The 5,873-nt window shown below is 65.1% G+C and carries 3 protein-coding genes; all 3 read left to right on the top strand.

Annotation, left to right across the window (positions count from 1 at the left end; translation table 11 throughout):
* Window positions 1-108 precede the first annotated feature (108 nt).
* Genes ACTQV4_RS10010 through ACTQV4_RS10000 form a run of 3 tightly spaced genes read left to right on the top strand, consistent with a single transcriptional unit; the run spans window position 109 to window position 5,536 of the window.
* Window positions 109-3,108: a hypothetical protein gene (locus ACTQV4_RS10010; protein ID WP_441569751.1), complete on the top strand. Its 3,000-nt coding sequence runs from the start codon at window positions 109-111 to the stop codon at window positions 3,106-3,108.
* The gene (locus tag ACTQV4_RS10005; RefSeq protein WP_441031782.1) at window positions 3,105-4,400 is read left to right on the top strand and encodes a hypothetical protein; all 1,296 of its coding nucleotides are present in this window, start codon (window positions 3,105-3,107) and stop codon (window positions 4,398-4,400) included. The genes ACTQV4_RS10010 and ACTQV4_RS10005 overlap by 4 nt, the downstream gene beginning before the upstream one ends.
* 2 nt (window positions 4,401-4,402) lie before the next feature.
* A complete protein-coding gene (locus ACTQV4_RS10000; RefSeq protein ID WP_441032700.1) occupies window positions 4,403-5,536 on the top strand; it encodes a hypothetical protein in 1,134 nt (377 codons plus the stop codon).
* The last annotated feature ends 337 nt before the right edge of the window (window positions 5,537-5,873 follow it).

Raw genomic sequence — 5,873 nt, 5'->3', positions numbered from 1 at the left:
TGGGACGTCATCGGTACTGCGTTTATGTGGGTGTGGGAGTCCGTCCTATCGCCCATCTACACTTGGATTGCTGACACGTGGGGACGCATCGCGGAGATCATCGCCCCGGTGTGGGACACCATCACCGAGAAGGTCGCGGCGTTCGGGTCGTGGTTCATGGACTTCTGGAACACGACGCTGTGGCCTATCGTGTCGCAGGTCGTGGACTTCTTCAAGCGGATTGGTGAAGCGGTCGGCGGGTTCATCTCGGATCATTGGCCTGTTCTGCAGAAGGTGCTGATGATCATTGGTGGTGTGTTGCTCACGCCTATCATCATTGGTCTTGGTCTGGTCGTCGGCGCGATCGTCGCGGTCGTGACGATCGTTGGTGTGGTCATTGGTGCCATCACCGGGCTCATCTACGTGCTGGTGCAGCTCCCCGGGTGGATTAGCCAGGCCGTCACCGCGATCAAGGACTGGTTCGGCCAGGCGTGGCAGTGGACGAAGGACAAGTTCGCGGCAATGGGCGATGCCGTGTCCGGGTGGTGGCGTGATCACGTCGCGCCGTTGCCGGGGCGGGTGGGTCAGGCTATCGGCGGGGTAATTGATTGGTTCAAGGGCCTGCCGGGGCGTATCCGCGGAGCCCTGTCGGATGCTGGGTCGTGGCTAATCGACACCGGCAAGAACATCGTCCAAGGTCTGATCAACGGCATGACTTCCCTCGCCGGGAAGATCGGCAGCTACTTCCTCGACAAGATTCCGGGGTGGATCCGCAAGCCGTTCGAGTCGGCGCTGGGTATTCACTCCCCGTCGCGCGTGTTCGCGGGCTACGGCGAGAACATCGGGCAGGGCCTAATCAATGGCGTGCAGTCTATGGCTGGGAGCGTGAAGGGCGCGGCGCAGAGCTTGGCAAACTCGGCGGCTGATGTGTCGCTGCCGGAGGTCGCGGCCCCCACGGTCGCCGCCCCGGTGGTTCCCGCCCCGGTGCCCGGAATCGCGGTAGACAGTGTCGCCCAGATGCCCGGTGATGGTGCCGCCCTGGGCGCGATGATGCAGCAGCAGCAGGAGTCGATGCTGGCGTGGGGAGCCACCGCGCAGCAGCAGACCGGCGAGGTGGTGAACCCCGCCCTCGCGAGCGTCGGCACGACCGCGCAGACCATGAACGACACGCAATTCCAGCCGGTGATGCTGGGTATGCAGACCGCAATGTCCGCGACCGGCTCGGCGGTGTTGGCTATGACGAGCACGGCGTGGACCCCGGCGATGCTGGGGATGCAGGCCGCGTCGAACGCTACTGGCGCTAACACGTCGTGGAATGCTTACGGCGTCGTGAACCCCGCGTTGTTCAGCATCGCGAACACCGCGTGGAATGTTCTCAACACGGGCGTGAACCCCGCTATGGCTGGTATCCGCGGGGCGCTGACGTACACGGCGAACACGTTCGGGTGGGCTGCTGGCAACATCGCGCAGCAGTGGAATCAGGTGCGTGAAGCCACCGCCCGCCCCGTCCGCTTCGCGATCCAGTCGGTGTTTAACGACGGCATCGTCGGGATGTGGAACTCCGCGTCCGAGTTGCTCGGGACACAGAAGATGGCCCCGTACCCCGTACGGTTCGCCACGGGCGGTCTGGTGCGAGGCCCGGGTGGGCCGAAGGACGACAAGATCCCCGCGCTGCTGTCGAACCACGAGTACGTCCTCAACGCTAAGGCCGTTCGGAACATCGGCGTGGATAACCTCAACGCCCTGAACTCGGGTGGGTATCGCGTCGCCCCGCAGGTCCTCCGCGACCCGGAGAAGCGCCGGGCGATGCTGCGCGACAAGACGTTCACGAACGTTGCGGCGCGGTATCAGGGCGGCGGTCTGGCGGAGGGAACCCCGGCGTGGAAGGCGCTGCTCCGCGGATACAACTGGGCCCGGTCGCGCAACGGTCGTCCCTACGTGTGGGGCGGCTCGGCGCATGGCGATGGTGGTACGGACTGTTCTGGCTTCATGTCGGGCATCGCGGATGTGATCCTCGGCGGGTCCGGCGCACGTCAATGGGCTACAGGCAATTTCCCCGGTTCGCAGCAGGGCGCGTGGAAGCCCGGCCTGGCGGCGGGCTTCGCCGTCGGCATCTCGGATGTCCACACCGCCGGAACGATCGGCGGAGCGCCGGGCATCCCCGCGGTGAACGTCGAGTCCGGTGGCATCAACTCACGTGTAAAGTTCGGTACCTCGGATGCTGCTGGTGCGAATGATTCGCAGTTCAACCGTAGATTCTCGCTCATTGTGACTGATTCCGGCGCGTTCGTGCCCGGCATGGGCGGCGGCGCGTCGATGGTGGACATCATCGGCGGGTTGACGAAGCCATTCCAGGAACGCATGAGTTCCGCAGCCGCCGGGTGGGCGCAGTCGCACGCTGGCATCATCAACACGTATCCGCAGAAGCTGTCGGAGACGCTGGGGAAGATCACCCGCGACAAGATTACGAAGCTGTCCGAGGAAATGATGGGCGACCCCGGCGGTGTCGGCGCGGAGCGGTGGCGACCTATGGCGAAGCGTGCCATGGCCCGCGTCGGCTTCAACTGGCAGGATAAACGCCAAGTCGATGCCATGATCGCGCAGATTCAGTCCGAGTCCGGTGGTATTCCGAACCGGGCGCAGGAAATCGTGGATGTGAACGGCACCGGCGCGTCGGCGGGCCTTGGCCTGCTGCAGATCATTCCGACGACGTTCGCGGCGCACCGTGACCCGGAGCTGCCGAACGACCGCACGAACCCGTTCGCGAACATGGTCGCGGCGCTGCGGTACTACAAGTCCCGCTATGGCATGGACCTTACGACTATGTGGGGTCACGGGCATGGTTACGACCGTGGCGGGTTGATCACGGATCGGGGCTTGTTCTCGAAGCAGACGACGCAGGCGGAGCGGGTGCTGTCGCCTAGGCAGACCGGCGCGTTTGAGGAGCTCGTCGGGTTCCTCGGGTCGGCTGATTGGCAGTCCCTCCGCGACGCTGGTGCAACCATTACCGGCGACAGCGGCGGGCGGAGCGTGAGGACGGTTGAGGTGACCCTGAACTACTACGGGAGCGGCGACGGTGAGGACGTGGCCGATGCCGTCGAGCAGCGACTTATTAGGAGCGCGTGGTGAGTTACAACGGCTATTTGAGTCTCGGAAGCGCGGAGTTGATTAACTCCCGCCGGGCGGCTGGGCACGCCCTCCACGGTATCTGTTCCCGCTCGTTTGAGCTGATTTGGGATGATTCGTGGGGCCAGCAGCACGTGTGGCTCGGCGACGAGGACTACATCACCCCGGAGCAAACCGGGGCCCCGTGGGTTCAGGCGGGCAGGCCGGAGTCGTTGGAGTTCGGCGGGGTGTACGGCCTGAATATTGACGGGCTCGACACGACGAAGATTGATCAGGATGTCACCGAAGCCACGGGCGACGGCGGTTCGGTCGGCAGGCGTAGGCTCCCCACTCGCGAGGTCAAGGTGGAATGCTTGCTTATGGCGGCGACTTCCCGTGGCCTGGAGTGGGGACTGCGGTGGCTGACCCGTTCTCTGCTCGCGGATGGGTGCGGGGGGGATAGCGGCCCGCGTGATTTGGTGTTCCTCGAATCGTGCCCGGATTATCGGCAGTGGGAGCGCCCGGCTGATGTCCGGGAGCGTGCCGGGCAGCTGACCCGGATGCTGACGAGCGTGGTGGTGACGAAGACCCCGGAGGTGACGAACCGCTACGGCGTGTCGAATGACCGTGGGGACTACGCGCCGTGTATGGCGGTGGTGGAGTTCGAGCTGACGGCGCTGGTGCCGAGGGTATGGCGCAGCCCCGTTGTGTTGCTCGGGCCGCGGAGCCTGTCGGCGGGCGAGGTGATGACCGCTAGGTTCCAAGAACTCGACGCGGATGGGACGTGCCCGGCGAACTGTGATGACGACGAGGGCGTGCTACTAGATCCGAAGATGGGCGACCTGTGGACGCTGCCCCGCCCGACCGCGCCGGGCGTTGAGATCGGTTGCATGCCGATTGATTCGCGACGATCCGTGTTCACAATCAGGGAGGGCGCTATCCCCCTGACCGGTGAGATGCTGCCGACCGTCGTGGTCCGCTCCACGGGGCGGGAAGAAAGGAACATCCGCATCCGCTGGGCGCGTGGGCTTGTGGTCGATGATGGGGCGGCGCTGGACTGCCAGACCGTCGGCGAAGCTATGGCAACGTACCTCCCCGCGGATAGTGTCCTCACCCTCGACGGGCGTTCCGGGGCGGCGTGGGCTGACCTTCCGGATGGTCGGCGTGTTGATGCCACGCCGGTGATGGTCGGGCGTGCCGGTGGGCCGTGGCGACCCCCGGTGATGACGTGCGGCGCTCCCTACACCCTCGTGGTTGATGCTGGGCAGGACACGACCGCGACGGTGGAAGTCACCGGCGTGACGGGGGAGGTGTAGCCATGCCGACGTTGGGACAACCGAGGTGGGGCGCGACCATCGCGGAGCCTTCCGGGCGGATCATCTGGCAGTCCGGTGAGGACATTAGCGACTGGGACTTCGACCGGGTGCTGTGCGACATCTCGAAGGCGAGTATCAAAATCGCGGCATCGCCGGTGTTGTGCTCCCGCGTGGAGCCGTGGCTGCACACCCTCACATTCTGGGCGGGTAGCGAGGTCGCGTGGCACGGTCTGGTGACGGAGACGAAGGCGGCGAAGGGGTCGCTGACCGTCACCGCGTCGGATGGTGCCTGTCTGTTCAAGCGCCGTCGGCTCCCGTCCGGGCGGTTCTGGGATCAACGCGACGCATCGCAGGTGATGCAGCAGCTCGTGGTGGATGGGATGGGCCCGTCCGACCCGCTACACATCGCTGATCACATTCACGCCCTGGACTCCCGAATCTGGGTCGTGGTGAACGAGACGGCGAACAGCGTCCTCGTGGATGATGTGGTCGATGATCTGACCGAGGCCGGGCTGGAGTGGACGTTCGTCGGCGGGTCGTTGATGGTCGGACCGGTCGGGGCTCGGCATCGTACCGCACCGCTGTCGGATCGGCACCTCGGCGATGATGTCGTCGTGACGAAGGTGGGCAAGGATGTGGTCACCGACGTGCTCGTCAAGGGTGAGGGTGTGTGGGCGCAGCGGGCGATTGAGGATGACCGGATCGTCCTCCAGTCCATCGTGAAGGGAAACAAGCTCGCTACGGTTCAGGAGTGCGAGACGAAGGCGCAGGCGACGTTGGACCAGTTCGCGGTCGCCCCGGTGGCGGTGAGTGTCGGTGGGGCTGGGTTACGCGCCGACGCGCCGGTTTCGTTGCATGAGCTCGTTCCCGGCGTGCGTGTGCCTGTCTCGTCGGTTCAGACCGGCGTGCGGGTCGGCTGCGACCTGATGATCGAAAAGGTTGCGTTCTCACCGGATGGGATCAAACTGTCCCTCGTTCCTCCGTCGGTGTCGTGGGAGGCTCGCGAGGAGTTCCCGCCGCCGTTGACGAACGACTTCAAGTCGCCGTGGGAGAAGGAGCAGGCCGGTAAGGCCAACGCTTCGCAGAAGGATAAGGCCGACGATGCGGACTGGGTCAAGCCCGGAACGCCGTTATAGGAGAGCAGGATCATGGGTAGGACAGCGCGGACGGATGCGGAGTACATCGCGGAGTTGGAGCGGCGTGTCAGGCGGCTGGAGCGCGCTCTGGGGCCGTGGCAGTTGAGTGTGGGCCGGTATGGGGACCTCGTCGCCGATAATCTGGACACCGGAGTGAGAACCGTTGTAGCCCGGCGTGAGTCGGAGCCGCAGGGTAAGAAGGAGACATAGAGGTTATGGCTAACACCATTTGCACATCCCGTCAGTTCTCGACCGAGAACGGGGTGCTGCATCTATCACGGGCCGCGATGCCCCGCGTGGTGCTGGAGACTCGCACGCCCTCGGTTAATGACGGGGA

Origin of the sequence: Collinsella sp. LCP19S3_B11 (assembly GCF_052121915.1) — a bacterium.
GTDB lineage: Bacteria > Actinomycetota > Coriobacteriia > Coriobacteriales > Coriobacteriaceae > Collinsella.
The sequence above is the reverse complement of the archived record's forward strand: the minus strand, read 5'-3'. Positions and strand labels throughout refer to the sequence as shown.

Excerpts from the sequence above, each read along its gene's own strand:
- ACTQV4_RS10000 (WP_441032700.1), top strand. The coding sequence starts at position 4,403 with ATGCCGACGTTGGGACAACCGAGGTGGGGCGCGACCATCGCGGAGCCT.